Genomic DNA, 20,068 nt, shown 5'->3' on the forward strand with positions numbered 1-20,068 from the left:
TCCACATTCGGTTCGACGCGCGAATCGTCGCCTACTCGAGCGGCAGCGTTTCCCGCTCGCTCGAGTCGGCGACCGTGTTCCGGAGCGTGCCGACGCCGTCGTAGGTAATCTCGACGGTATCGCCGGGTTCGACGAGGCCAGGATTCGCGGGGCTGCCGAACGAAATCACGTCACCGGGACGGAGGGTGAACCGCCGCGAGAGGAAGGCAATAATCTCGTACGGATCGAACAGCATCCGTTCCGTGTTGGCTTCCTGTCGACGCTCGCCAGCCACGTCGGTGTGCATGTCGATGTCTGTCGGGTCGACGGCGGTTTCGATCCACGGACCGAGCGGACCGGAGGCGTCGAACGCTTTCCGGGCCGGTAGGTTCTCCTGGTCGAGCGCGTCCATATCGTTCAGGATCGTGTAGCCGCGGACGACCTCGGGGACCTCGTCTTCCGAGAGGTTCCGACAGGGGTCGTCGATGACGGCCGCGAGCTCGCCGGCGTAGGTCACTTCGTCGCTGAAACCGGGATAGGGTATCGGATCCTCGTGGCCGACGAGCGACGCGGGCGGCTTGATGAAGAAGGTGGGTTCGTCGGGCCGCTCGTACGCCATCTGATCGAGGGTCGCCGCGTAGTTCCGGCCGACGCAGTATAGTGCCGAGGGTTCGCAGGGCGGCAGGAAGGCCGCTTCCGTGTCGACCTCGTAGACGCCGTCGTCGGTGTGAACGACGCCGTCCTCGTATCGTCCGGCAACCGGTCCGTCGTCGGTTGCGATCCGCGCGTATTTCATGCCCGGCGCTCTCGGGCCAGAGAGATTAGTGCTACCGGTTCGACCTGACAGGGCCGAGTCAGCCGGATCGATCGAGGTCGACACTGACCGTCGACCGTCGGTAGCATCTCGAGCGCCAGTCGCTCACTCCTCGAGTCGCAGGTACGTTCGGCTCCCACGGTGCTCGAGCGAGACGTCGTCGGTCTCGACGTTCGTGCGGACGTACTCGTCGATCCCTGCGGCGTGCAGGTCGGTGACGTCGATCCGTTGGTGCTGTTGAGTCGCTCGGTTCGTGTGGTCGACGGTCGAGCGACGGTCGCGTCGTTCACTCCCTTCGTCGGAATCGATCCGTTCGTCGGCTCCTTCAATGATCAGTGACATACGTTTCAGTTGGAGTGATAGTACGTCAAACCGATCCGTCCGGAGTGAAAGTGAAAGTACGGGACGGAGTCCCGGTCGGTGAAACGGGACTGTGATGGAGGTCACAGCAGCAGTCACTGCTGACTTGCCGGTCGAGCGCTCGCTATCCGAGCGTCTTGAGTTCGACGCGGTGTGAGCAGTCGTCGGTCTCGAGCGTGACCGTCTCGACGATCGCCTCGCGGGCCCGTGCCTGCCACGCCTCGACGGCCTCGGCGTGGCGCTCGCGAATCCGGTCGACTTCCGTCGAGTCAGTCCCCTCGTCCGAGTCGGTTGGCTCCTCGTCCGGGTCGGCGGCGTCGCGCGTCGACTCGAGGGCCGGATACTCGGCGACGACGTCCTCGGCGATGACGTCGGCGGGCGAGAGGTGGACCGCGCCGGTCAGTTCGGTGTCGTCGACGCGGTAGACGTGGATTCGGGCCCGCATTCGGCCGTGAAACGGCGGCGTTACGCGGAGGACTGCCTCGCCCGGATTCTCCCGGCTGTAGGCGTAGGCGTCGACGGCGTCGTCCGGCGAGAGCGCGATCGAACGGATCGCTGACGGGTCGTCGTCTTCGACTGACGGATCGCCCTCGTCGACCATTGACAACGGATTGCACTCGCGGCCGGTTAACTGCCGGGATTCGAACTGTGTGACGTCCGTGAACGGAATGGTGGGTTACTGATGTGATTGTCGGAGACGAGGCGTCCTGCTATCGTGGCAACAGGGAATCGCCACGTCCTCCCCAACCGATTCGCTCGTTGCACTCGCTCATCCCTCGCGCAGTGTCATCGACCGACCTCACTTTCGTTCGGCCGGTCTGCTCACGGATCACTTCGTTCTCCGTTCGCTTTCGAGGCGCTCCCTGCGGTCACGCCTCGCCGACAGCGCGCGCCACCGCACGCCGGTTGGCTGGTTTGGAGTGAAACGTGGTTACCCGCTATCGATCACTGGATCTCGAGCAGCCGTGGTAACCCGTAGAACCCGTTCGATAGAAGCCGTCGGGTGAGGCGGTCCGAGCCTCGAGTCACTCCGTTGCACCGCGATCGTCGTCGACTCCCGGCTCGAGCCCCGGTCGAAAGACCTCGGCGCGATCGTCCGTCGAAACGCCGTACGCCGCGTCCGCGACCGATTCCGGGAGAGAGACATCGCTGTCCGTGTAGTGAACGCGTAGCGACGCCCGAATCGCGTCTCGAACGCACGCACGCGTGGCCGCGCCGACCTCGGTGCCACTGCCCGAAAACGCCGCCGCCGATCCCGACGGATCGTGGCCGACGATGACCGCGTCCGTCGTCGTGCCCGGAAAGCCTGTTTCGGCGAGCAGCGTCGCGGCCTTTGCTTCCGCGGCGACCGCGATCAGATTCGCCAGCGCACCCGGTGCGAGGGCCCGCGTCGTCCCGACGATGACGTTGACGGTTCCTCGTCCCTGCTCGAGCGCCGATTCGTCCGTCGCTGCCCCGTCGAGATCGGTCGCGCCGACGGGATCGGGATCCATCGGCAACGCGGCCGGATTCGAAATTCCGGCGGTCGCATAGGCCGTCACCGGACCCCGGCGAGCGCCGCGAGCGTCCGCGATGTCGACGCCGGTCAGCAGGGCCGGGCCGACCGCGTCTCCGGCGGTTGCTGCGTCTGCGGCGGTCGGCTCGAATCCCGCGCGCTCGAGGCGCTCGTCGACGTACGTCCCGAGGTCGGTCCGCTCCCAACCCTCCGGAACCGAGACGTTGTACGCGCAGTCCGCCGTGTGGCGGCCCCCGTTCCAGCCGGTCGAGAGCCACTCGGTCCCCGATCTGGCGACCCGGAGGACGCCGTCTCGTCGGATCGTGTCGTAGTCCGTGTCCGTCGCAGTCATCGATCGGTTTCGCGGTCGTCGTCTTTGTAATCGCGAACGCCGAGCGCCGCGAGCAGTCGGTCGTTCGCCGCGCAGTCTTTGACCGCGACCCGGACGTGGGAGTCGAGCGCGCGGAATGTCGTCGCGTCGCGGATCGTCACGCCGGCCGCTCGCGCGTCGTCGACCACGGTCGATACGTCGCGATCTCCCACGTCACAGAGGAGGTACGGGGCAACCGATTCGTGGACCTCGAACCGTTGCTCGAGCGCCTCCCGCATCCGCTCGCGCTCGCCGGCGACGCGTTCGCGCGTGTCGCGAACGAACTCGTTTCGCCGCAGGCAGTGCGCCCCGACTCGAGCGGCCGGCGTCCCGAGCGACCACGTGCGACGGGCGGTCGCGAGCGCGTCCCGCTGCTCGCCGCTCGCGACGGCGAAACCGGCTCGCAGCCCCGGCAGGCCGAACAGTTTGGTGAGCGAGCGGGCGACAATGACGTTCTCCCGCTCGAGTTCGGCCGCCGACCGCCGGTCGGTGAAGCCGAGGAACGCCTCGTCGACCAGGAGCGTCGTGTCGGCGTCCGCACAGCGGGCCGCGAACGCCTCGAGCGCGTCCGAATCGATCGCGTCCCCGGTGGGGTTGTTCGGGGTGCAGAGCACCGCGAGCGCAGACGCCTCGAGTACGGTCGGCCCGATCTCGCACAGCTCATCGTAGCGAACGAACCGCGGTGTCGCTCCCTGTAACTCGACTTCGCGGGCGTACTCGCCGAAGCTCGGATAGGGAACCAGCGCCTCGTCGCCCGGCTCGAGCGTGGCTTCCATCGCCAGCCGGATCGCGGCGAGTCCGCCCGGAGTGGGGATCACCCGGTCCAGATCGCAGCCGATGAACGCCGCCGCGGCGGCCCGGAACTCCGGGTAGCCGTCGTCCGGATAGCGACGAGACTCCTCGAGCGCGCCAGCGTACACGTCCGCGACGCCGTCGGGAGTACACGGGTTCGTATTGGCCGAGAAATCCAGCAGGTCGCGATCGGTCTCGCCGCCGTGAGGGACTCGCTCCCCCGTTCGGATCGAATTAGGGTCCATGGGTACCCTCTTCGGCTCCGTCACTGCCTTCGTCGTTTTCGACACCCGATTCACCGCCCTCGCTCTCGATACCCAGTCGAGCACAGACCGCCTCGAGCCGGTCCCTGACCTCGCCCATCCGGCCCTCGGGGATGAGCGAGAGCGCGCCGCCCATCGCGACGCCCTCCTTGGCCTCGCCGGCGCAGTAGCGCGCCATCGCGACGTGATCGCGCTCGTCGAAGCCGGGATCGGTGACGGTCACCTCGCAGGCGAAGCGCTCGCAGGCGTCCGTCAGTCGGTCCCCCTGTTCGTCGGCCACGAACGAGGTGGTCGCGATCGATAGCGGCGCGTCGATCCCGGCGTGACGCAACAGGGCTGCGACGGCGACCATCTGGGTCCCGCCGGCCAGCGTCACGTCGGTGCCGGCCTCGAGCGCGCCGGCTGCGATTCCGGTCACCGTCGGTTGGACGGGATCCCCCACGGCTTCGATCGCCTCGAGGGGCGCACCGTCGCAGTCGCCCGGCTCGAGGTCGCTCGCGGCCAGCGCCTCGTCGACGACTCGACGCTTGCGCTCGATCGGATTCTCGGGCAGCGAGGAGGAGACGCCGGCGGGTTCGCCGAGCGCGGTGAGAACCCCGAGCGCGGTCGTCGTCCCGCCGGGGACCGTCTCGCCGATTACGAGCCGGTCGTCCGGCAGGCTCGCGCCGTAGTTGGACGCGCGATCGAAGGTCGCTCTCGCGTCCGGCACGGCCACCGATTCGCGGATATCGTCGCCGGGGCCCACGTCGAGGTCGATCGTCGGCGCGGCCGTCGACTGCGTGAGTCCCGCGTCGATCACCGACACGTCGAAGCCGATCACTTCCCGAACTGCCCGGGTCACGGCGGCGGGCGTCGGACAGCCGTTCGGACTTACTGGCGTCACCGGCGACATAACCGGTTCCCCGTACTCGAGGATCTCGACGTCCGCCGAGGGCGTGTGCTCCATCAGCTCCGGGGCGGCCCCGGCGGCGCTAATGCCGTCGATCAGGGCCGTCTCGGTCGTCCCGGCAGGGAGAAGGAGCCGCATCGTTAGCGTCCCTCCGCGGATCGGCGCTGCAGCCGGTCGGCCGCGACGCGGGCGTCTTCGAGTCGGTTCACGTTCACCGCCAGTCGTGGATCGTAGCGTACGTCTGTCATAGTCGTGGATTCATCCGTCGTCCCGACGACGTTGACCCCGGTCGGCGCGAGGTGGTCATCGGGCTCGAGTCGTGCGTCGATACTGACCCCGAGGCGCCGTTTGAGCGCCGCGGGAACGCAGACGGTCCGCGAGGCGTCGCTGTCGCCGTGCGCCGCGAGCACCCGGTCGACGACCGGTCCCTCGAGCAGCGGTAGGTCCGCGGCGACGGTCAGAATCGGCGGCGCGAGTTCGGACCGCTCGAGGAGGGCTATCAGGTCAGTCACGTAGCCGTCGCCGGCCGTCTCGATCGTCGCGACACTGTCGCGGTCCTCGAGGTGAGTCCGCGTCTCCGGTGCCTTCGGCGAGACGGCGGCGTAGATCGTCTCGACCTCGCTCTCCCGGAGTCCGGCCAGCATGCGATCGACCATCGCCGTTCCGTCGATCGGGTGCAACGGCTTCTCGTGGGGACTCTCGAGGCGGGTGCCCTTCCCGCCACACATCACGACAGCGTCCACGCGATCACCCCCAGGTGGACGCCGGCGACGCGACCGATCTCGTTGGCCGCGCCGAAGATATCGCCGTTGATCCCTCCGAGATGCCGGTCGGCCCAGTACCAGGGGAGCGCGATCCCGGCGACGGCACCGGTGAGCGCGACCGCGACGGGGAGCGGCCGGCCCAGAGCGGCCCCGATACTGGCGGCCGCTGCGAGGGCGACCGCTACGGGCAGCAGGAACGATACGGGCGCGGCCGCGTCGGTGAACCGTTTGCCCATCCCGTCGGTCGCCGCGCGGCCGAAACAGGCCATCGCGGCCATCCCGAGTTTCGTTCCGACTTCCGCGCCGATCGCGACGCCGATCGCCGCGCGGATGGAGAGACCAGCCAGTCCGAGCCCAGCGAGCGCCAGCGCGGCGACGGTGATCGCCACTGCCAGTATCGCGCCGACGCCCGTCGTCGTGTCCTTCAGCACCCCTCGCCGCCGCTCCGCGTCGCCGTGGACGACCAGCGCGTCGCCCAGATCGGCGATACCGTCGAGATGGTGGATCCCCGTCACGGCGTACACCGACAGCAGGTATCCCAGCGCGACGGTCGGCGCTGCGAGTGTGCCCGCAGCAAGTAGCGGGATCGCCGTCAGCCCACCCGCCACGAGACCGGCGATCGGAAACGCCGCCGGCGTCGCCCGGAACGCGTCCCAGTCGCCGTCGCGGTAGCCGATCGGGAGCCGCGTCAGAAACCCGAGCGCGCCGCGAACGGCGCCGATCCAGCGGCCGGTCACCGCCATTTCGCGCTCACCGCCGTGATCCGACCGCCGACTGATTCACGGTCCGAACCCTCGAGCGACACGAGCGGGAACCGGGCGGCCGATGCACCGATCGGTGCGAACGGGAGCCCGACGGCCGCTCCGCGAGCGAACTCGAGTCCCTGGCCCGACTCCGAGACGAGCACTGCGAGCGCCACGGCGACGACGACGGAGACGACGGCAGCCCGCCCGACGACTGCAACGGCTCGTTCGCCGTCCGCTAGCGTCGGGAGGTCGGCGTCGGGGTTGAGCGCGTAGACGCCCGGCTTCTCGAGTCGAACGGAGAGCGCGCAGGCCAGCGTCGCCATCGGCCAGCCGGAGTTCGGCGATGGTGGGACGCGCGCCCACCGTCGAGCGCGACCGATCGCGAGCGGGTCGGCCGCGGCGACGGCGATCGTGACGGCCGCGATCCGGGCGGGCAGGGACATCACGAGGTCGTCGAGCCGCGCGCTGCCGGTGCCGATCGGCTTCGAGGGGTAGCCGAGCATCGAATCCAGCGTGTTGACGCCCTTGACCCACGCGGCGACCGCCGCGGCGGCCGGCAGCGACACCGGCGCGAGTACCGCGAAGGGGAGGAGGCTCGCGACGAGCCCGTCAGCGAGGTTCTCGGCCGCGCTCTCGACGGCCGCACTGCGAAGCTCGCCGGCCGAGAGGGTCGACGTGTCCCGGCCGACCAGTCCCCTAACCCGCTGGCGAGCCGTCTCGAGGTCGCTCTCGGTCGCCGCAACGACGTTCGCGGTGAGCTCGAGCAGCGAGCGCAGGCTGGTCGTCAGGAAGAGGACGAGCGCGGCGGCGACCCCGCCGGCCGTTGGATGGAACGTTGTCGCAGCGAGGACGATACCGCCGGCGATACCGGCGGGGACGAGCGGAGCGAGAACGGCGATTGCGACGCCGGCCAGCCGCTGGCCGCGCTCGGTCTCGCTCCACTCCCGGTCGAGCGCATCCACGAGCCGGCCGAACCAGGCCACCGGATGGGCGGCGGTCGGCGGCTCGCCGAGCAGGAGATCGAGGCTGAACGCCAGCCCGATGACCGAAAGCGTCGTCAGCACGTCGCGGTCCCTTCCATGCTGCCAGGGGAATGTGACCGCTCAGTCATGACTGCTGCATTCGGCGACCGTCGCCAGTCGCGCCGGCACGTCCGCGAGCGATCGCCCCTCGAGCACCAGCGCCGTTCCGCCGACGGCCTCGATCCCGCCGTCGGCCTCCGGATCGTCGCCGACGTGGATCAGATCCGCGGGGGCGACGCCGAGTTCGTCGGCCGTCAGTTCGAAGATTTCCGGGGCGGGCTTGCGCCAGCCACAGCCGACGCTCGTCACGATCGCGTCGAAATCGTCGCGCTCGAAGTCGGACCTGACGAGCGTCCGCCCGACCAACTCCGGGACGCTGCAGTTCGAACAGATCGCCACCGACCCCCGCTCGCGGGCGGCGTCGACCGCCTCGAGCGCTCCTGGTTTGGTCTCGACGGTCGGATCGAACGCCGCGACGACGGCTCGTCGGGCGGCGTTGTGCTCGTAGTCGACGCCGCAACTCGCGAGCGCGCGGGAGACGTGGGCCGGCAGCGGTACCTCCGCACCGTCTGGCGCATCGACGTGTGGTTCCGCATAGGCGTCGGCCCAGTCGTCGGGCACCGTCACGTCCCGCTTGGCGAGTTCGGTCGCCACGGCTGTGGCCGGATCGTCTGGCCGGTCGGCGGTCACGAGCGTCCCGAAAAGGTCGAACGATACTCCCATAGAACTGTGACTAGAACAAGCTGACTTCAATTCCTCGATCCGGCGGTGCGGGTCGGCCCGTCGCACAGTAGACCGCTCGAGCCGAACGAGCGCGGACTCGAGTCCGTTTCATACGGACTGCTGTCAGTCAGTTCCGGTGCGACCGCAGGCCGTATCGCGGTCACACCGGTAAATCGTTACAGCAGACCGTATCAGTCGAGTCGGGCGAATGCGAGGTTGCCGGAGATGTTCTTGATGTAGATCTCCACGACGTCGCCCTCTTCGGCACCGGGGACGAAGATCGTGTAGCTCCCCTTCTCCGCGACGCCGTCGCCCTTGCGGCCCGTCCCGGTGATTTCGACCGTGTAGGTTTGGCCCTCCTCGACGGCGTCTTGCTGTTGTTGCTGCTGGCTGCTGGTCGAGCGCTTGGTGACCGGTCGGAACGCACCGCAGGCGTCACAGCGCAACATCGGCGTTCGGTCCTCGCGGACGAGGCGCGTATCCGGCAGGCCACACTCCGAACAGAGGACGTACTCGTCGACGTAGGCGTCGATCGCCGCGCTGAGGTCCGTCTGCGAGAATGTGCCGTTGTACCGGCCGCGGCCGTTCTCGAGTTTGCCGCTGGTCCCCAGTTCCCGCTGGATGAACCGGTGGAGATGCTCCGTGTCCCGCGAGAGCACGTCGGCTATCTCGTCGAGATTCGTGACGCGCGTGAACGCACCGTCCTTCTGGGGCTGCGGATCGGGGATCTGTAGCCGCTCTTCGTCGCCCCCGATATCGGGGACTTCCTCCATCGCTCGGTCGAGACTCGCTTCGTAATCCATACGCGAGAACAGGTGTTGGGAACGTAAATCCGTTCTGCTATCACGATCCGCCCGGCGGTTCGGCGATATCGTAACTACTGAAAGTCATTGCACACCCGATCGCACGTCGGCTCTGCGATCGGGGTATGAGTCGTTTCAGTGACTACAGTATAGTAGCCACTGAAAGTCACTGCACACCTGATCGCATGACGGTGTTGCGATCAGTATGTAAATCGTTTCAGTGGCCACTATAGTGGGACGGGATCGATGCGGTGGGACCTCGCTGACTCAATACGTGCTGCCGCCGCTTTCGCTGAGCTACCCCTGTTTCTCCTCGTTCAGTTCGTCGAGATCACGCTCGGCGTTGGCCTCGTTGGGGCTCCCGGCCTCGCCGGTGAGCTCGCCGTAGGCCGCCTCGCGCACCGCCTCGGGAGAGTCGTACTGTTCGTCGGCCAACCGGTCGAAGACGCTGCCCAGCGATTCCGTCTCGTTGGGCATGTCGATCGGCTGGTCGGCGTACTCCGAGGCGAGCTCCTCGCTGGTCACCGGATACTCCATCTCGCCGAGATGGCGTTCGACGTCCTCGAGGATCGATTCCGTGTGGTCGGCCCGTTCGGATTTGCGTTGTTCGGCGCGATCCTGCGCGCGGTCTCGGTTAGGGCTCTCGTCGCTCATCGATGGAGGTATCGCGACCCGTCGGAAAAGCGGCCGGCCGGCGCTCGCGGGTTCGTCAGGGGAATCAACTCACAGTGTCGGCTCGATCGCACTGTATCCGAAGAGTACACGTTGGTGCGGTCGTCGCCGTGTCGATGTGGGAGTTCTCTCAACCCCGCATAAATATGACGGGCTGCCGAGATAACGCGACGCCCGCCGTAGCACGTGATTCTTCCGGAAGAACATGCGATTCCGGCGGGTTTACGGCGTCGATCGCTTCCGAACGGTGACCGTCCGAACACGGAACGTAAATATGATTTCATGAACGAAACAGTACCATGCCCGGAGAGCCCCAACCGGACGACATCGACTGGGATTTCAAAGATCGGGACATCAAGATCCTTCGAGAGTTAGCGTCCGACCCGCAGATCACGAGTCGCGAGCTCGCGGACCTCCTCGAGGAGAAATACGATATCGATATCTCGAACGTCACGGTGAGTGAAACGATCCGGAAGATGCGGGAGTCGCGGATCTTTCACGAAGCCATCCTCCCGAACGAGGAGTTTTACAATTTCGCGCTGTTCGAGTTCAAATTCTTCCCGTGGGGATTCAGCGACAACTGGAAAGAGGCGATGGAGTACATCATCGATGACGAACACACCATGATGTACTTCATTTCGAACGGGGAGTATCAGTGGAAGACGATCATGATGTTCAGAACGCGCGAGGCGGAGTCGAAGTGGATCCACGACTTTTACCGGGAGTACGGCGACGTCGTCCTGAACGTTCGCAACTCCGTTGCACACAACATGTTGAAGTTCAGAACAGATCCGAAAATCTTCGAACTGCTCGACGAATCGTGAACGGGGTCAGCTGGTGTCGCTGGTCAGCCAGCGCTGGATCGCGAGGCCGACGACCGGGACGACCATCGTGATCACGAGCACGAGCGTCGCGAGCACGTTCACCTTCGGCGTGATCGTCGTTCGCACCATCGAGTAGATGACGACCGGTACCGTGGTCGTTTCCCGCTGCACCCAGAACTGCGAGGCGGTGAACTCGCCAAAGGAGATGACGAACGAGAGCACCATCGCCGTGATGATCGCGGGCGCGATCTGTGGAAGCGTGATCTCTCGGAACGTCACCAGCCGATCCGCGCCGAGGGTCATCGCCGCGTCCTCGAGCGTTTCGTCGAAGAGATAGAGGCGACTGCGGACGATCAGGAACGCGTAGGGCAACGCGAGCAGCGTGTGCATGACGATCAGCCACCAGATGCTCCGATCCAGTCCGATCTCGGTGAAGAAGCTCGTCGCCGCGACGCCGACGATCACGGGCGGGACGATCATCGGGGTCAGGAGCGCGATCGAAAGCGCCTTTTTCATGGGAAACGGCTTCCGGACGAATCCCATGGCAGTGAGCGTGCCGATCGCGCCCGCCAGTATCGCGGCGGCGATTCCGACCTGCGTGCTCACCCAGACGGCGCTCAGGAACATCTCGTCTCTGAAGAACTCGACGTACCACTCCAGCGTCAGCCCCTCCGGCGGGAAGGTCGCGATCCGTTGCGCGCTGAAGGAGTTGACGACGACGACGACGAGCGGGAGGATCATGCTGAGGTAGACCAGCGCCGAGACGAGTTTGATCCCGTGCCAGTTCCAGTTCGTTTCAACGTCGGAGACGTACTCGCGAATGCTCATAGCTGGGTTCCCTCGAGTGCTTCCTCGATATCCGCTTTTCTACTGAACAGGTAGAGTATACCCACGATCAGTGCCACGTAGACGAGCGACAGCGTCGCCGCGAACGGCCAGTTGAAGTCCTGGCTGAACACGGTCTCGATGACGGGTGCGATCAGTCGGTCGCCGGTCCCGCCGAGAAGCTGGGGTGCCAGATACGATCCCGCCGAGAGGATGAACGTGAACAGGATGCCCGAGACGATGCCGGGCCAGGAGAGGGGAAACGTCACCTCCCGGAACGCCCGAGCATCGCTTGCACCCAGGGTCTTCGCCGCCTGGATGATTTCCTCGTCGATCGTGCTGACGATCGAGTACACCGGCAGTACCATGAACGGCAAGATGCTCACCGACAGGCCGAGAATCATCCCGTGGGTCGTATAGAGTATCTCGACCGGTTGGCTAACGACGCCGAGCCACAGCAGGAAGTCGTTGACGATCCCCTGTCGGCCCAGGATCGGGATCCACGCGTAGGTACGGATCACGAGCGGGACCCAGAACTGGACGACGACGAGTCCCAACAGGATCGGCGTCCAGCGGCTTTTGGACCGTCCCAGGAAGTATCCGAGCGTGTACCCGAACGGTAACACGATCAGCGTCGTCACGACGCCGATCAGCAGCGATCGACCGATCACGCGCTGATAGACGGTTCCGTTGACGAACCGCCGGTAGTTCTCGAGCGTCGGTTCGTAAATGATGGTCCCGAACTCGCCGGCCCGGAAGAAACTGAACGCGACGATGACCGTCAACGGCAGGAACAGGAACAACAGCACCCACAGCAGTCCTGATCCCGGGGAGAGCAGGTAGCCGAACCGCTCGCTCTCCATCAGTCGCTGTCGGATCGATTCGATTCGATCGGGCGTCTCTGCCGTCGTCGATGTGGTTTCGCTGCTCATTGGGTCACCTCAGAGGAACTTCTCATGATCGGGATGGGGGGTTCGCGAGAGTACCTCGCGGCCGCGATCGGTTACGAGTACCATGTCTTCGAAGCGAACGCCGGCGACGTCTGGCCGGAACAGGCCCGGCTCGATCATGACGATCATGTTCTCCTCGAGCGTGACGTCCGCGGTCGGACCGACGTACGGCGGTTCGTGGGCAACGACGCCGATGCCGTGGCCGATGTTGCCGTCGGTCAGCCACTCCTCGTAGCCGAACTCGACGAAGATGTCGCGCGCAGCGTCGTACACTTCGCGACCGGTTACACCGGGTTCGATGGCATCGATCGCCGCCTCGTGGGCCGCAAACGTCGCCTGATACATCGATCGCTGTTCGTCGGACGGCGTGCCGGGGAACGCCATTCGGGCCAGTTCGCTGTAGTAGCCCTTCCACATCGGGCCTTCATCGAGCTGGACGAACTCTCCCCGACGGATGCGCTTTCTGGAGGGATACTCCTGGCAGCGCGACCAACGGACGCCGGAGCTGACGATCGCTGGGAGGGCGTACGCGCCGGCTGCGCCGGCCGAGATCATGGCGTCCATGATCGTCCCGGAGACCTCACACTCGCGGACGCCGACCTCGACCGCCTCGATGCCGGCCTCGATCGCGAGTTCGGCCACCGAGAGCCCTTCGTCGATGAGCGCGATCTCCGCGTCCGTCTTGACGGCCCGCGCCTCGAAAAGCAAGTCGCCTGCGTCGCACAGCCGGCACCCCGGGAGCGAGGCCTCGAGTTTCCGGGCGAACCGGTACTCCATGTGCGGATCGAGGGCGACGACGCCGTCCGCGACGCCGCGCTCTTCGAGCACCGTCGCGAACGTCTCCGCGGCCTCGCCCTTCGTCGTCGAGAACGGGACGACGTCCGCGAGCCAGTGACGGTCGTCGAGGTCCGCGGCCAGCCGGGGAGCGGCGACGATCGTCGGCTCTCCCGACTGCGTTACGACCGCGCCGTGTTCGGCCGAGAGCGAGAAGCTGTCGTAGGGGCCGTAGCCGACGAGATATCGGAGGTTGTCGGACCGGTTGATGATCAGGGCGTCGACATCCGCGTCGGCCATTCGTTCCTGTACCAGCTCGAGGTTCTCTCGCGCGACGGGCTCGAGCACTCGAAACAACTCCTGTCGCTCGTAGTCTCGGTGGCCCGCGTCGCCGTGCTGGATCCGTGCGCCGGTCATCGACTCTCCGCGGGGATTTCGGAACGTTCAGAGCCCTCGGCCGACGCCTGCGATGCCGTGTAAATGACGTCCGAGGGATCGATACTCACCCAGACCTCGTTGCCGGGCTCGAGCATACTCGCGTTCGCGTGGTGGTTCACCTGCATCGTCGTCCCGAACGCGGGGACGGACACGAAGTAGACGGCACCTTGTCCCTGATAATCCACGCTCTCGATGGTTCCTCGGAAGGTGTTCTCGACCGCGGGGCGCTCCGTACTGAGGGACGCGAGTTCGGTCCGGACGAAGACGGCGACGGTGTCGCCGTCGTCGAACCCGTCGCGGGCCTCGACGGTCATACTCGAGTCGCCAAACTGCACGTCGGGCGTCGATCCGAGTCGGAGGGTTCCGTCGATTCTGCTCGAGGTGCCGAGGAAGTCCGCGACGAACGGCGATGTCGGGTGTTCGTACGCCGTCTTCGGTTCGTCGTACTGTTCCAGGTTGCCGTCGTTCAGCACCGCGATCCGGTCGCCCATCGAGAGCGCCTCCGTCTGGTTGTGGGTGACGTAGACCGTCGTGATACCGGTTTCGCGCTGGATGCGTTTGAGTTCGGTTCGCATCTCTCCCCGAAGCTTCTTATCGAGGTTGGACAGCGGTTCGTCCATCAACACGAGGTCGGGATCGAAGGCGAGCGCTCGAGCGACGGCGACCCGCTGTTGCTGTCCCCCGCTGCACTCGTGGGGATACTCGTCTTCGTAGCCCTCGAGATTGATCATCGAGAGCATCTCGGAGACTTTCGCCTCGCGCTCGCGTTCGTCGGCACCGCGCATCTTCAATCCGAAGGCGATGTTCTCCGCGACGGTCTTGTGCGGAAAGAGCGCGTAGTCCTGGAAGACGACGCCGATGTCGCGTTCGTACGGCGGGAGGTTCGTGAGGTCGGTTCCCTGCAGCCGGATCGATCCGGACGTTGGCGTCTGGAGACCGGCGATGTTGAGGAGCGTCGTCGTCTTCCCACAGCCGCTCGGACCGACGACGGTGACGAACTCCCCCTCCTCGACGGAAACGGAGATTCCGTCGACGGCGACGGTTTCTCCGAACTCCTTTCGAAGGTTGTCAATATCGAGAAATGCCATGTGGTAATTGTATGTATGTCGTTAGTCAGCGGGATAACTACGACGATTGGATGCTCTCCCACTCCTGGGACCACTCGTCGGAGTGCTCCTCCTGGTAGCCGGGATTGAGGAACGTGAGTCGCTCACCGCCCGTCGGATCGTAGTCGCCGAGGGTTTCGATCACGTCGGAGGTCGCGCCGGTCGCCGGCGGGTAGCCGAGCGCCTCCGCGAGCGGGACCAGTACGTCCTCCTCAAGCAGGAAGTCGAAGAAATCCATCGCGGTGCTTCGCTTGTCGTCGTCGATTCCGGACACCATCGCCCAGTTGTCAGACCAGCCGTACGCGCCCTCCTTCGGAATGACGTAGTCGAGGTGGTCGTGACCGTCGTCGACGGCGGCCTTGATTCGGCCGCCCCACGCTTCGCCGACGTAGGCCTCGTTTTGTGCATACATTCGGACGTGCTCGTCGCCCGTCGACCAGTAGCTGGAGATCAGATCCTTCTGCTCGCGGACCGAATCCCAGATCCGTCCGATGCCATCCTCGTAGGAGCTGTCGGCTCCGATCTCGTTGGGATCCATTCCGAGGTAGAGGGCGGTCGTGAAGACGCGCACGAAGTCGGTCCCCTGCATGGTGACGTTGCCGGCGTTCGCCTGGTCCCAGCACGCTTCCCAGGAGTCGAGTTCGCCGAGTTCGTCGCGGTTGTACGCCATCCCGATGGTCCCGTATACGGTTGGAATGCCATGGACGTCGTCTCCGGCGTCGTAAACCGGGTTCTTGAAGGTGTCACCGAGGCTGTCGTAGTTATCCAGCTCATCGGTGTTGATCGGTTCCCAGACGTCATTAGTCGCGCCCATGTACAGCGTGTTCGCGGAGGTAATCGTCACGTGCGCGTCCGACTGCCCGGACTGAATCTGGTTGTATCCGTCGAACTGGTCGCTTATCTGGTTAACTGCGACGTCGACGTCCTGTTCCTCTTCGAACGCAGAGAACACCTCGCTCTCGTAGGAGTCGATGTAGTTTCCGCCGGTAACCTGAACGACGAACGGATCGCTCGAGCCGCCGCCGAGACAACCTGACAGTCCAACGACACCGGCGGCGCCGACGCCGCTGATCGATTGTAGTACTCGCCGCCGGCTTCGGCTCTCTGAACGACTGCCGATGTCGGAGGCCGAACCAGTGTAGGATTCACTCATTGTACGGGACTAGCATGGAACAACCTCATAATAAATCTTGCTACCTGATTACCAGATATAGGGAAATGGCGATGGTGTTAACTACTCTATTCTAAATCAGGATAAGAGAAACAGGGCGCAAAGCTTAACAGCATTTGGGATAATTGATGTCCGATGGCACCGTACGATTCACCTGAACGTCCACTGCTGGAGGCTGAACATGGAACCGCATGAGCGCGTCGCGGCCGCCGCGAGCGAGCGCGTCGAGGATGCCGTCGACCAAATCAGCGACGACCTCGTCGGATTCGCGAGCGATCTCGTTCGAGTCCGAAGCGTTCTGAACCACGAAGAACCGGCCCAGGAACTCGTCCGAGAGCGCCTCGAGGCGCTCGATCTCGAGGTCGAGGAGATCCGCGCAGACGAGGTCCCTGGCATCGAGGACCACGACGAGTACGTCGAACGCGACCTGTCTTACGAGGATCGGCCGAACCTCCTCGCGACGCGCGAGGGTGCGGATGACGGTCCGTCGCTGCTGTTCAACGGACACGTCGATGTCGTCCCCGAGGGCGACCGCGACGCGTGGTCGTTCGACCCGTTCGCCGGAACCGTCGAGGACGGACGACTCCTCGGGCGGGGCGCGTCGGACATGAAAGGCGGCGTCGCCGCGATGATCTACGCGCTCGAGGCCCTCGATCGAGCGGGAATCGAGCTCCTCGGCGACCTGTCGTTCAACACCGTCATCGAGGAGGAGTACGGCGGCTCGGGCGGGACGCTCGCGAGCGTCCTGGCGGGCGTCGACGCGGACGCGGTCGTGATCCCAGAACCGACGGGCTTCGACTCGTGGATCGCGAACGACGGCGTCTCTTACTTTCGGGTGACCGTCGAGGGGAAAGGCGCCCACGCAGCGGAGACCGACGCCGGCGTGAACGCCATCTCGAAGCTGTTGCCGATCTATCACGCGCTCGAGGGTCTCCACGACGAGCGCAAGACGACAGTGCACGACGAGTTATTCGAGGAGTGGCACGAGCACACGGTCTCGCTGAACCTCGGCACGCTGCGCGGCGGCGAGTGGGTTTCGAGCGTTCCCGACGAAGCGGTTCTCGAGGCGCGGATCTCGCACGCGCCCGAGGAGACGCGCGAAGGTCTCCGCGAGACGGTCGAGCGGACGGTCGAGCGGGCTGCCGAGGGCGATCCGTGGCTCCAGGAGCACCCGCCCGAAATCGAGTGGTTCGGCTGGCGCGGGCGATCGGCGAAGATCGACCCCGACGAGCCGATCGTTCGGACCGTTGAGGCCGTCGCCGAAACGACGCTGGACCGGGAGAGTCACGCCAAAGGGTTCCCCGGGGGAATTGACTCCCGATTCTTCGTCAACGAGACCGGGACGCCGGCCGTCTGCTTCGGGCCGGGCGCGTACAACATCCACGGCACCGACGAGTACCTCCCGGTCGCGGAACTCGAGGAACTCACGCTCGCGCTCGCGTTGACTGCCATGTCGTGGTGTGGCTACAGGGTGACGCCGGATGAGTCGTAACGACGGCTCGGCACCCCGTCGCTACGACGAACTCACGTCGCCCGAAATCGACGAGGCCGCCGAGGACGGCGCGACGATCGTCGTCCCCGTCGGTGCGACCGAAGACCACGGTCCCCACCTCCCGCTCGACGTCGACCGTCGGATCGTCGAGGCGGTCTGCGAACCGGCCGTCGCCGCCAGTGACGACGCGTTGCTGTTCCCGACGATCGATCACGGCTACCTCCCCCACCACATGGATTTTCCGGGCGGGATCACGATCGACTGGCGCACGTTCGTCGACTACGTCATCGACGTCTGCGTCTCGCTCGCCCACCACGGGTTCGAGCGGATCCTGCTCGTCAACGGCCACGGGTCGAACCACCACCTCCTCGAACTGGCCAGCCGGCAGGTCATGCTGCAGTATCCCGACATCCACTGCGCGATGCTCTCGTGGTGGGAGATCGACGAGGTTCGCGAGACCGCGAGCGCGGTTCGCGAGGCCGGCCCGCAGGGGTCGGCCCACGCGGGCGAGATGGAGACATCGATTTACATGCATCTCTACCCCGAGCGCGTCGATATGGACGCCGCTCCCCGAGACGTCGACTACCCGGAGAGCCGGCACTTCAACAACCTCGATCTCGCGGGCCAGACTCGCCCCGAAGACTCGACGCCCGTGACGATGCTCGGGTGGTGGTCGACGATCTCCGAGACCGGCGTCTTGGGCGACGCGACCGTCGCGACCCCCGAGACCGGTGAGTTGCTTCTCGAGGCCGCGGTCGAGGGGCTCGGCTCCGTCCTCGAGGAGTTCGCCACGTACCCAATCCGACCGATCGACGACCACCACGCACGGACCGTAACCGATCGCGAATACGACGCTTTCAGACCACGATGACACACGCCATAGACGCCAGAGAGACCCCCGATAGACGGGCCGGAATCGGCGACGAAACAACCGATCGGGAGAAGGTCACGGACCTCGTCTCCGCAATCGAAGCGTACGTTACGGACGGCTCGAGCATCGCCTTCGGCGGAATGGGTGGGCGCGATCCCGAGGCGGCCGCCCGCGAAATCGTCCGCCAGGGAACGACGGGACTGACCGTCCTCGACGACGCCCGGACGACCTTGCTCGATATCATGGTCGGTGCGGGCTGCGTCGACGAGTACGTCGGCTCCTGGGTGGGGACGAGCCTCATCTCGCAGGGACACAACATCCGAAACGCCGTCGAGAACGGCGTCCCCCACCACCTCGAGATGCGCGACGTCTCGAACTTCGGCTCCTCGCTGATGTTTCTCGCGGGGGCGATGGACCTTCCGTTCGTGCCGACGCGGTCGATGCTCGAGACGGACATTCCAGAGTACAACGACGACCTCGAGGTGATCGAGGACCCGCTCGGGTCGGGGGATCCGCTCGTGCTGGTCCCCCCGGCGCGACCCGATGTCGCGATCATCCACGTGCAGCGGTGCGATCCGATGGGAAATGCACAGATCGAGGGCAACGTCGTCAACGATCACCTCAAGGCTCGGGCCGCCGAACACACCATCGTCACCTGTGAGGAACTCGTCTCGACCGATGAGATCCGGCGACAGCCCGAATTCACCCGCATCCCGTTCTACACGGTCGACGCGGTCGCCGAGGTCCCCTTCGGCTCCCACCCGTGGCACTGTTACGGGCGGTACTACGCCGACCTCCCGTTCTACCGGGAGTACGGCCTCCGGTCGCAAGACCGCGAGGAGTTTCTCGAGTGGCTCGAGGAGTGGATCCGTCCCCACGACGAGTACATCGAGAAGGTCGGCGCCGACCGACTGGAAACGCTCGAGCACATGGAACGGACGATCAACGGTGCCGGCTCCGCGGAGGGTGCCGATGAGTGAGCGCTCGACGGCGGGCGAGGCCGCCGAGCCATCCACGGAATCGGTGAACCCGGTTCGCGTCGATCGGCCGGACGAGACGGCAGACGACTACACGACGACCGAACTCCTCGCCGTCGCCGCCGCACGCGAGATCGATGACGGGGAGACCGCGTTTATCGGCGTCGGCATGTCGCTGATGTCCGGTATTCTCGCCAAGCACACCCACGCGCCGGACTGTCAGCTCGTGACCGAGTCGGGCTACATCGGCTCCGTCCCTCCGGGCGTGGTCCAGTCGATCTCCGATACCATCCTCGGAGTCGACGCGCTCGTCGCGACCGATCAGTGTGAGATCTTCATCGACAACCAGCGCGGTGCGTTCGACGTCGGCATCATCGGCGCGGGACAGATCGACAGCCGCGGGAACACGAACTCGACGGCAGTTATCGGCGACGCGACGTACGATCGGCCGAAAGTTCGCCTGCCCGGCTCCGGCGGGAGCAACGATATCATGACCTCCTGTGGCCGGACCGTCGTCATGATGCGCCAGCAGCGCCGCGCGTTCACGACCGAAGTCGACTACGTGACCGCGCCGGGTCACCTCGATCGCTCTGGCCGGCGCGAGGAACTCGGCTTCGTCGGCGGCGGTCCGGCCGCCGTCGTCACCGACATGGCGGTGTTCGGTTTCGACGACGACGGCGAGATGCTCCTCGAGACGATACATCCCGGTGTCAGCGTCGACGACGTTCGCGACGAAGTCCAGTGGGACCTCCGCGTCGCAGACGACGTCCGGACGACGCCGGAGCCGACGCGGGGCGAGGTCGCGATGTTACGCGCCATCGACCCCGCGGACGTCGTCCTTCGAGGGACCGACTACGTCTACGAAGTGGGCTTCGAGGAGTGGAGCAACACCGTCCTCGACCACTGGGAGCAACTGCGAACGGTTCAGAACGAAACCGACGACTGAAC

The 20,068-nt window shown here is 65.6% G+C and carries 22 protein-coding genes; 5 read left to right on the forward strand and 17 right to left on the reverse strand.

The annotated features are described in order from the left end of the window. Positions 1-31: 31 nt before the first annotated feature. From CP556_RS12550 to CP556_RS12605, 12 genes are all read right to left on the reverse strand, one after another. Complete coding sequence (locus CP556_RS12550; RefSeq protein ID WP_098725931.1) at positions 32-775, reverse strand: fumarylacetoacetate hydrolase family protein; 744 nt, start codon at positions 773-775, stop codon at positions 32-34. A gap of 123 nt (positions 776-898) precedes the next feature. Next, on the reverse strand, positions 899-1,135 hold the full coding sequence (locus tag CP556_RS12555) for a hypothetical protein (RefSeq protein WP_098725932.1): 237 nt from the start codon (positions 1,133-1,135) through the stop codon (positions 899-901). Between the two features lie 142 nt (positions 1,136-1,277). Further along, positions 1,278-1,754, reverse strand: a complete 477-nt coding sequence (locus CP556_RS12560; RefSeq protein ID WP_098725933.1) for a DUF8009 family protein — start codon at positions 1,752-1,754, stop codon at positions 1,278-1,280. A gap of 424 nt (positions 1,755-2,178) precedes the next feature. Beyond that, positions 2,179-3,000 (reverse strand): adenosylcobinamide amidohydrolase, encoded by an 822-nt coding sequence (locus tag CP556_RS12565; protein WP_098725934.1) that lies wholly within the window; start codon positions 2,998-3,000, stop codon positions 2,179-2,181. Next, a complete protein-coding gene (locus tag CP556_RS12570) occupies positions 2,997-4,055 on the reverse strand; it encodes a pyridoxal phosphate-dependent aminotransferase (RefSeq protein ID WP_098725935.1) in 1,059 nt (352 codons plus the stop codon). The genes CP556_RS12565 and CP556_RS12570 overlap by 4 nt, the downstream gene beginning before the upstream one ends. Then, positions 4,045-5,100: a nicotinate mononucleotide-dependent phosphoribosyltransferase CobT gene (gene cobT / locus CP556_RS12575; RefSeq protein WP_098725936.1), complete on the reverse strand. Its 1,056-nt coding sequence runs from the start codon at positions 5,098-5,100 to the stop codon at positions 4,045-4,047. The genes CP556_RS12570 and cobT overlap by 11 nt, the downstream gene beginning before the upstream one ends. A 2-nt stretch (positions 5,101-5,102) precedes the next feature. Further along, positions 5,103-5,690: an NTP transferase domain-containing protein gene (locus CP556_RS12580; protein WP_098727393.1), complete on the reverse strand. Its 588-nt coding sequence runs from the start codon at positions 5,688-5,690 to the stop codon at positions 5,103-5,105. Continuing rightward, on the reverse strand, positions 5,690-6,469 hold the full coding sequence (gene cobS, locus CP556_RS12585) for an adenosylcobinamide-GDP ribazoletransferase (protein WP_098725937.1): 780 nt from the start codon (positions 6,467-6,469) through the stop codon (positions 5,690-5,692). The genes CP556_RS12580 and cobS overlap by 1 nt, the downstream gene beginning before the upstream one ends. Continuing rightward, entirely contained in the window at positions 6,460-7,536 is a 1,077-nt protein-coding gene (cbiB, locus tag CP556_RS12590; RefSeq protein ID WP_098725938.1) for an adenosylcobinamide-phosphate synthase CbiB, read from the reverse strand. The genes cobS and cbiB overlap by 10 nt, the downstream gene beginning before the upstream one ends. A gap of 39 nt (positions 7,537-7,575) precedes the next feature. Next, positions 7,576-8,217 (reverse strand): HAD family hydrolase, encoded by a 642-nt coding sequence (locus CP556_RS12595; RefSeq protein WP_098725939.1) that lies wholly within the window; start codon positions 8,215-8,217, stop codon positions 7,576-7,578. A gap of 191 nt (positions 8,218-8,408) precedes the next feature. Next, positions 8,409-9,020 (reverse strand): translation initiation factor IF-2 subunit beta, encoded by a 612-nt coding sequence (locus CP556_RS12600; RefSeq protein WP_098725940.1) that lies wholly within the window; start codon positions 9,018-9,020, stop codon positions 8,409-8,411. 297 nt (positions 9,021-9,317) lie between these two features. After that, complete coding sequence (locus tag CP556_RS12605) at positions 9,318-9,674, reverse strand: DUF5789 family protein (protein WP_098725941.1); 357 nt, start codon at positions 9,672-9,674, stop codon at positions 9,318-9,320. Between the two features lie 317 nt (positions 9,675-9,991). Here CP556_RS12605 and CP556_RS12610 point away from each other — a divergent pair, with 317 nt between their 5' ends. Continuing rightward, entirely contained in the window at positions 9,992-10,516 is a 525-nt protein-coding gene (locus CP556_RS12610) for a winged helix-turn-helix domain-containing protein (protein WP_098725942.1), read from the forward strand. Between the two features lie 6 nt (positions 10,517-10,522). On the opposite strand, the gene CP556_RS12615 is transcribed toward CP556_RS12610, so the two are convergent. The 5 genes from CP556_RS12615 to CP556_RS12635 are packed head-to-tail and all read right to left on the reverse strand — an operon-like array spanning position 10,523 to position 15,762. Beyond that, the gene (locus CP556_RS12615) at positions 10,523-11,344 is read right to left on the reverse strand and encodes an ABC transporter permease (protein ID WP_098725943.1); all 822 of its coding nucleotides are present in this window, start codon (positions 11,342-11,344) and stop codon (positions 10,523-10,525) included. Continuing rightward, entirely contained in the window at positions 11,341-12,273 is a 933-nt protein-coding gene (locus CP556_RS12620) for an ABC transporter permease (RefSeq protein ID WP_098725944.1), read from the reverse strand. The genes CP556_RS12615 and CP556_RS12620 overlap by 4 nt, the downstream gene beginning before the upstream one ends. 9 nt (positions 12,274-12,282) lie before the next feature. Further along, complete coding sequence (locus CP556_RS12625; RefSeq protein WP_098725945.1) at positions 12,283-13,482, reverse strand: M24 family metallopeptidase; 1,200 nt, start codon at positions 13,480-13,482, stop codon at positions 12,283-12,285. Beyond that, entirely contained in the window at positions 13,479-14,591 is a 1,113-nt protein-coding gene (locus CP556_RS12630) for an ABC transporter ATP-binding protein (protein WP_098725946.1), read from the reverse strand. Before CP556_RS12630 ends, CP556_RS12625 begins: the two co-directional genes overlap by 4 nt. 37 nt (positions 14,592-14,628) lie before the next feature. Next, positions 14,629-15,762 (reverse strand): ABC transporter substrate-binding protein, encoded by a 1,134-nt coding sequence (locus CP556_RS12635; protein WP_098725947.1) that lies wholly within the window; start codon positions 15,760-15,762, stop codon positions 14,629-14,631. A 199-nt stretch (positions 15,763-15,961) separates the two neighbouring features. Here CP556_RS12635 and CP556_RS12640 point away from each other — a divergent pair, with 199 nt between their 5' ends. From CP556_RS12640 to CP556_RS12655, 4 genes are read left to right on the forward strand one after another with little or no spacing between them, the layout of a single operon-like run. Beyond that, the gene (locus CP556_RS12640; protein WP_098725948.1) at positions 15,962-17,272 is read left to right on the forward strand and encodes an ArgE/DapE family deacylase; all 1,311 of its coding nucleotides are present in this window, start codon (positions 15,962-15,964) and stop codon (positions 17,270-17,272) included. Beyond that, a complete protein-coding gene (locus CP556_RS12645) occupies positions 17,262-18,143 on the forward strand; it encodes a creatininase family protein (protein ID WP_098725949.1) in 882 nt (293 codons plus the stop codon). The genes CP556_RS12640 and CP556_RS12645 overlap by 11 nt, the downstream gene beginning before the upstream one ends. Further along, entirely contained in the window at positions 18,140-19,123 is a 984-nt protein-coding gene (locus CP556_RS12650; RefSeq protein ID WP_098725950.1) for a CoA transferase subunit A, read from the forward strand. The genes CP556_RS12645 and CP556_RS12650 overlap by 4 nt, the downstream gene beginning before the upstream one ends. After that, a complete protein-coding gene (locus tag CP556_RS12655) occupies positions 19,116-20,066 on the forward strand; it encodes a CoA-transferase subunit beta (RefSeq protein WP_098725951.1) in 951 nt (316 codons plus the stop codon). Before CP556_RS12650 ends, CP556_RS12655 begins: the two co-directional genes overlap by 8 nt. The last annotated feature ends 2 nt before the right edge of the window (positions 20,067-20,068 follow it).

It is taken from the genome of Natrinema sp. CBA1119 (assembly GCF_002572525.1).
Lineage (GTDB): Archaea > Halobacteriota > Halobacteria > Halobacteriales > Natrialbaceae > Natrinema.

Excerpts from the sequence above, each read along its gene's own strand:
- CP556_RS12615 (WP_098725943.1), bottom strand. The coding sequence starts at position 11,344 with ATGAGCATTCGCGAGTACGTCTCCGACGTTGAAACGAACTGGAACTGG.
- CP556_RS12605 (WP_098725941.1), bottom strand. The coding sequence starts at position 9,674 with ATGAGCGACGAGAGCCCTAACCGAGACCGCGCGCAGGATCGCGCCGAA.
- CP556_RS12595 (WP_098725939.1), bottom strand. The coding sequence starts at position 8,217 with ATGGGAGTATCGTTCGACCTTTTCGGGACGCTCGTGACCGCCGACCGG.
- CP556_RS12620 (WP_098725944.1), bottom strand. The coding sequence starts at position 12,273 with ATGAGCAGCGAAACCACATCGACGACGGCAGAGACGCCCGATCGAATC.
- CP556_RS12600 (WP_098725940.1), bottom strand. The coding sequence starts at position 9,020 with ATGGATTACGAAGCGAGTCTCGACCGAGCGATGGAGGAAGTCCCCGAT.
- CP556_RS12610 (WP_098725942.1), top strand. The coding sequence starts at position 9,992 with ATGCCCGGAGAGCCCCAACCGGACGACATCGACTGGGATTTCAAAGAT.
- CP556_RS12625 (WP_098725945.1), bottom strand. The coding sequence starts at position 13,482 with ATGACCGGCGCACGGATCCAGCACGGCGACGCGGGCCACCGAGACTAC.
- CP556_RS12635 (WP_098725947.1), bottom strand. The coding sequence starts at position 15,762 with ATGAGTGAATCCTACACTGGTTCGGCCTCCGACATCGGCAGTCGTTCA.
- CP556_RS12560 (WP_098725933.1), bottom strand. The coding sequence starts at position 1,754 with ATGGTCGACGAGGGCGATCCGTCAGTCGAAGACGACGACCCGTCAGCG.
- CP556_RS12555 (WP_098725932.1), bottom strand. The coding sequence starts at position 1,135 with ATGTCACTGATCATTGAAGGAGCCGACGAACGGATCGATTCCGACGAA.
- CP556_RS12650 (WP_098725950.1), top strand. The coding sequence starts at position 18,140 with ATGACACACGCCATAGACGCCAGAGAGACCCCCGATAGACGGGCCGGA.
- cobT (WP_098725936.1), bottom strand. The coding sequence starts at position 5,100 with ATGCGGCTCCTTCTCCCTGCCGGGACGACCGAGACGGCCCTGATCGAC.
- CP556_RS12640 (WP_098725948.1), top strand. The coding sequence starts at position 15,962 with ATGGAACCGCATGAGCGCGTCGCGGCCGCCGCGAGCGAGCGCGTCGAG.
- CP556_RS12570 (WP_098725935.1), bottom strand. The coding sequence starts at position 4,055 with ATGGACCCTAATTCGATCCGAACGGGGGAGCGAGTCCCTCACGGCGGC.
- cobS (WP_098725937.1), bottom strand. The coding sequence starts at position 6,469 with ATGGCGGTGACCGGCCGCTGGATCGGCGCCGTTCGCGGCGCGCTCGGG.
- CP556_RS12655 (WP_098725951.1), top strand. The coding sequence starts at position 19,116 with ATGAGTGAGCGCTCGACGGCGGGCGAGGCCGCCGAGCCATCCACGGAA.
- CP556_RS12645 (WP_098725949.1), top strand. The coding sequence starts at position 17,262 with ATGAGTCGTAACGACGGCTCGGCACCCCGTCGCTACGACGAACTCACG.
- CP556_RS12580 (WP_098727393.1), bottom strand. The coding sequence starts at position 5,690 with ATGTGTGGCGGGAAGGGCACCCGCCTCGAGAGTCCCCACGAGAAGCCG.
- CP556_RS12630 (WP_098725946.1), bottom strand. The coding sequence starts at position 14,591 with ATGGCATTTCTCGATATTGACAACCTTCGAAAGGAGTTCGGAGAAACC.
- CP556_RS12550 (WP_098725931.1), bottom strand. The coding sequence starts at position 775 with ATGAAATACGCGCGGATCGCAACCGACGACGGACCGGTTGCCGGACGA.
- CP556_RS12565 (WP_098725934.1), bottom strand. The coding sequence starts at position 3,000 with ATGACTGCGACGGACACGGACTACGACACGATCCGACGAGACGGCGTC.